At 67.7% G+C, this 4,668-nt stretch carries 7 protein-coding genes; 4 read left to right on the top strand and 3 right to left on the bottom strand.

The genetic code is table 11. The features are described 5' to 3' along the window. Positions 1-126: 126 nt before the first annotated feature. Positions 127-939: a polyphosphate--glucose phosphotransferase gene (ppgK, locus tag ACRDU5_RS07555; RefSeq protein ID WP_526613862.1), complete on the bottom strand. Its 813-nt coding sequence runs from the start codon at positions 937-939 to the stop codon at positions 127-129. Between the two features lie 80 nt (positions 940-1,019). On the opposite strand from ppgK, the gene ACRDU5_RS07560 reads away from it, so the two are divergent. Further along, a complete protein-coding gene (locus ACRDU5_RS07560; protein ID WP_526613863.1) occupies positions 1,020-1,874 on the top strand; it encodes an inositol monophosphatase family protein in 855 nt (284 codons plus the stop codon). Between the two features lie 34 nt (positions 1,875-1,908). On the opposite strand, the gene cei is transcribed toward ACRDU5_RS07560, so the two are convergent. Then, the gene (gene cei, locus ACRDU5_RS07565) at positions 1,909-2,559 is read right to left on the bottom strand and encodes an envelope integrity protein Cei (RefSeq protein WP_526613864.1); all 651 of its coding nucleotides are present in this window, start codon (positions 2,557-2,559) and stop codon (positions 1,909-1,911) included. A 164-nt stretch (positions 2,560-2,723) separates the two neighbouring features. Between cei and ACRDU5_RS07570 the strand changes: the two genes are divergently transcribed. Further along, positions 2,724-3,026: a DUF4193 family protein gene (locus ACRDU5_RS07570; protein WP_526613865.1), complete on the top strand. Its 303-nt coding sequence runs from the start codon at positions 2,724-2,726 to the stop codon at positions 3,024-3,026. Positions 3,027-3,040: 14 nt separating this feature from the next. Here ACRDU5_RS07570 and ACRDU5_RS07575 read toward each other — a convergent pair whose 3' ends face one another. Then, positions 3,041-3,532 (bottom strand): DUF3093 family protein, encoded by a 492-nt coding sequence (locus ACRDU5_RS07575; protein ID WP_526613866.1) that lies wholly within the window; start codon positions 3,530-3,532, stop codon positions 3,041-3,043. A 25-nt stretch (positions 3,533-3,557) separates the two neighbouring features. On the opposite strand from ACRDU5_RS07575, the gene dut reads away from it, so the two are divergent. Together dut and ACRDU5_RS07585 are read left to right on the top strand one after the other, a co-directional pair. Then, positions 3,558-4,022: a dUTP diphosphatase gene (dut, locus tag ACRDU5_RS07580; protein WP_526613867.1), complete on the top strand. Its 465-nt coding sequence runs from the start codon at positions 3,558-3,560 to the stop codon at positions 4,020-4,022. After that, the coding region (locus ACRDU5_RS07585; protein ID WP_526613868.1) for a DUF3710 domain-containing protein at positions 4,022-4,668 on the top strand (647 nt) is incomplete at its 3' end. The genes dut and ACRDU5_RS07585, both read left to right, overlap by 1 nt.

Below are 4,668 nucleotides of genomic sequence, written 5' to 3' on the forward strand. Positions count from 1 at the left end.
CCCCAGATGAGCGACGCCGCGAGCGTGTTCCCGAGCAGGAGCACGTAATAGGTTCGCTTGACCGAGACGGCCGTCGGCACTGGCCGAGCCTAGCGTCGGCGGTCGGGGCGTCGCGCGGGTTTTCGCTCAGCCGCGTGCGGCCCCGGCTCGCTCGGCTGCGATCAGGGCGGCGCCGATGATGCCGGCATCGTTGCGAAGGCCAGCCGGCACGATCGGCGTCCTCAAGGCGAGCAGCGGGAGGAACTTCTCCGCCCTTTTGCTCACGCCACCGCCGACCACGAACAGGTCGGGCGAGAAGATGAACTCGAGGTGGGCGTAGAACTCCTGCAGCCGTTCCGCCCAATCCTCCCAGGAGAGATCCTTCTCCTCGCGGACCGAAGCAGCCGCCCGGTGCTCGACCTCATGGCCGTGTTTGAGGTAGAGGTGGCCGAACTCGGTGTTGGGCAGCAGCACGCCGTTGTGGATCACCGCCGACCCGATCCCGGTACCGAAGGTCAGCAGCACGATGACGCCGGTGTTGTCCTTCCCGGCGCCGAATTTCTCCTCGGCGAGCCCGGCCGCGTCGGCGTCGTTGAGCACGGTCACCGGCTGGCCGTCGAGCTCTTTGCCGATGAACTCACGGGCGTTGATGCCGATCCAGGACTTGTCGACGTTGGCCGCGGTGCGGACGATCCCGTCGGTCACCACCCCGGGGTAGGTGACGCCGAGTTTCTCCGTCCAGCCGAATTCGCGAACGACCGCGGCGACGGTCTTGGAGACCGCGTCCGGGGTGGCCGGCTGCGGCGTGGCCAGCTTGAAGCGGTCACCGATCAGCCGGCCGGTGTCGAGGTCCACAATTCCGCCCTTGACGCCGCTTCCGCCGACGTCGATGCCGAATCCCCGGCGTTGCTTGCCCCCATTGGTAGTCGGATCTGCGGCGGGCGAATTGGTGTCGGTCATGAGCGCTCCTCTTCAGAGGCCGGCAAGTACGACGCGACCCACCCTAGTAGCTCCGGAATAGATTGTGCTGCGATGAGCCGGTGAACAAACGCGGTACCGATCCGGACGAGCTGCGGTTGGTGGCCGAGCGGTTGGCGACCGAGGCGGCCGAATTCGTGCGGCGCAGGCGCGGCGAGGTTTTCGGCGGCGCTTCCCAGCACGAAACCACTGGAACGGCGGTGCGGGCGAAGAGCACGCCAACCGATCCGGTCACCATCGTCGACACCGAAACCGAAGGGCTGCTTCGCGACCTGCTGGCCGAGCTGCGGCCCGGCGAACCCGTCTTCGGCGAGGAAGGCGGCGGCAATCCCGAAGGCGGCGGGGGACGACCGACCTGGGTGGTGGACCCGATCGACGGCACGGTCAACTTCGTCTATGGGCTACCGGCCTACGTGGTGTCGGTGGCTGTCCAGGTCGACGGTGTGTCGCAGGCCGGTGCGGTCGCCAATGTCGTCGACGGTGCGCTGTACTCCGCGGCGGCGGGTCGTGGGGCACATGTCCGGCGCAACGGTGCGACGGAGTCGCTTCGGTGCAGTCAGGTCGACGAACTGTCAATGACGTTGGTGGGCACCGGATTCAGCTATGCCCCACAACTCCGCGAACGTCAGGCAACGGTGCTGGCCACGCTGCTGCCGCAGGTGCGTGACATCCGGCGGATCGGGTCGGCCGCCCTCGACCTATGCCTGGTCGCCGCGGGCCAACTGGACGCCTACTACGAGGACAGCCTCAAGGTGTGGGACTGGGCGGCGGGTGCACTGATCGCCGCCGAGGCCGGAGCCCGGGTGCGGCTGCCAGCTCCTAGCGGATCGGTCGGCGGCGGCGGATTGGTGGTCGCGGCCGCGCCGGGGGTCGCCGGCGCGTTGACCGATGTGCTGAGCCGAGCCGGCGCGATCTAATTACCGAATTACGGCTCGTCGCAACGGAATCGGCCTAGCACGCCGCGGTGTGGATCTTTGACAGCAACGTCGGGTCCGCCGGCTGGGTGGCGTCCGGTCGCAGGCTGGCCAGCACCGCTTCGATGTTGTCACTGCGCGCCAGCTCGCTGAACTCCGTGCCAATGGCCAGATCGACTGTGTCGTCGGGGCGTTGATCCTGAAACAGTTCTACGCACGGCGCGACCAGCCACACCGCCGCCGCTGCGGCGCGACCGCTCGGGCCGAACCGGATCTGGCCCTGGCAGGCCAACCGGTTGTTCTCGTAGAGCGGGTCGTTGGCCGCCGTCGGTTCGCCGAACCCCAGGTCCCGCAACTGGCCGGCGACCTCCGCGGCCTGACCGCCCTGACCGCTGGCGTTGAGCACCCGAATCTTGGTGTCCGCGAGGTTGGCGGGGTCCACCTCGGTCATGTCGGCCCTGGAGACCTGCTCGCCCAGGTTCGCCTGGGTCGGATCGGCGGCCTCGGCCGGGGGGTTGCACACCGCGGCCTCCTGGACGTCGGCCGGACGACTGAGGGCGAACACCCAGGCCACCAGCGTCACCACCGCCATGGCGACAAACATGCAGATACCGGGCAGAAAATTGCGCCGGCGGAACGGGCGACCATGCTTGTCGAAGGCGGTTCCCTCGGTGATGTGTGCGACCACCCCTGCACTCTAAAACCCCCATTACCGCGGTCCGGACAGGGGCGACACCGCATTGTGATGCAAATCACAGTTGATCTATGCCAAATCTGGGCACGAATCGTTTGGCGGATGCGTTCGACGCTGGTACAAAGCTCTGTCGCAAGGTTCACGGAGGGGACAGGACAATGGCTACCGACTATGACGCCCCACGGCGCACCGAGACCGATGACGTTTCCGAGGATTCCCTCGAGGAGCTCAAGGCGCGGCGCAATGAGGCCCAGTCGGCCGTAGTTGACGTCGACGAGTCAGAGTCCGCCGAAAACTTCGAACTGCCCGGTGCCGATCTGTCCGGTGAAGAGCTGTCGGTGCGGGTCATCCCGAAGCAGGCCGACGAGTTCACCTGCTCGAGTTGCTTCCTGGTGCATCACCGCAGCCGCCTGGCAAGCGAGAAGAACGGCAGGATGATCTGCACCGATTGCGCGGCCTGACGGATGGCGGCGATTCAGGTTCGCAGCGCGGACAGCACGCGGTCGGGGTGACGGCTGCTCACCAACCAGTACGGCGTCGGATCATCCGGATCGTCGAGCACCATAAGCACCATCGGTGCGACCCACGCCCGGTGCACGACATAGGCGGCCGGATCCAATTGGCGGCCGAGTGCCGCCGATTTCGCCGACTTGGGCACCTCAGCGGACCGGGAAATCACGCTGACCGGCAGGTGCGCGGCACCGACCCACAGCTCGGTCTCACCGGCCGGGCTGCCTGGCTCGCCGCCGACCACGCGCAGTTCGGTTTTGCTGAACCACAACAGGACTGCGGCGGCGACCGGCAGCAGCACGGCGAACGGCACCCAGTTCGGCACAGCCCGCACGCCCTGGTTCACTTCGAGCGCGATCAGCGCGGCCACCGCCAGACCCGGAAGCCACCACCACCACGGCACCCACAACCGCTCGCGGTAGCGCACGATCTGCGGCGCTGCGCGCGTGTCGGACACGTCGCCAAGGGTAATCTGTGGCCTCGTGTCCACCCCTCTGGCGGTCGTCCGTCTGGACCGCGACCTGCCGATGCCCAGCCGGGCCCACGACGGCGATGCCGGCGTCGATCTGTTCAGCGCGCTCGACGTCGAACTGCCCCCGGGGCATCGCGCCCTGGTGCCGACGGGGATAGCGGTGGCCATCCCGTACGGGATGGTGGGGTTGGTGCATCCACGCTCCGGTTTAGCTGCGCGCGTGGGACTTTCGATTGTCAACAGCCCGGGCACGATCGACGCCGGCTATCGCGGTGAGATCAAAGTGGCGTTGATCAACCTCGACCCCGAGCAGCCAATCGTCGTGCACCGCGGCGATCGGATCGCCCAGCTGCTGGTGCAGCGGGTGGAACTGCCCGAGCCGGTCGAGGTGACGTCGTTCGACGAGGCCGGCCTGGCTGACACTTCCCGTGGCGGCGGCGGCCACGGTTCCTCCGGCGGACATGCGAGTTTGTGATGCCATTTTCAAGACACTCCCACGACGACAACACGGGTGACGAGGCCGTCGAATCGGCCGCGTCAGCCGGGACTGACGACGAGCTGGACGGCCCGTTCGACATCGACGACTTCGACGACCCGTCGGTCGCGACGCAGGGCCGGCTGGATCTGGGTTCGGTGCTGATCCCGATGCCGGAGGCCGGCCAGGTGCAGGTGGAGCTCACCGAGGTGGGTGTGCCGAGCGCCGTATGGGTGGTCACACCCAACGGCCGATTCACCGTTGCCGCCTACGCCGCGCCCAAGAGCACCGGGCTGTGGCGGGAGGTGGCCACCGAGCTGGCCGACTCGCTGCGCAAGGACGCGACCGACGTACGGATCGAGAACGGGCCGTGGGGACGCGAGGTGGTGGGCGCAGCCTCCGCCGGTGTGGTGAAGTTCATCGGCGTCGACGGCTATCGATGGATGATTCGCTGCGTGGTCAACGGTGCAGCCGAAACAATCGGCGCGTTGACCGAAGAAGCCCGTAATGCGTTGACGGACACGGTCGTCCGTCGCGGCGACACACCGTTGCCGGTGCGGACTCCGCTGCCGGTGGAGTTACCCGAGCCGATGGCCGCCCAGTTGCGGGCGGCCGCCGAGCAGGCCGCGGCCGCCCAGCAGGCAGG

The organism is Mycobacterium sp. (genome assembly GCF_050701515.1).
In the GTDB taxonomy this organism is placed as follows: domain Bacteria; phylum Actinomycetota; class Actinomycetes; order Mycobacteriales; family Mycobacteriaceae; genus Mycobacterium.

Bases quoted from the DNA above. Each gene is read 5' to 3' on its own strand.
- ppgK (WP_526613862.1), bottom strand. From the start codon at position 939: ATGACCGACACCAATTCGCCCGCCGCAGATCCGACTACCAATGGGGGC.
- ACRDU5_RS07570 (WP_526613865.1), top strand. From the start codon at position 2,724: ATGGCTACCGACTATGACGCCCCACGGCGCACCGAGACCGATGACGTT.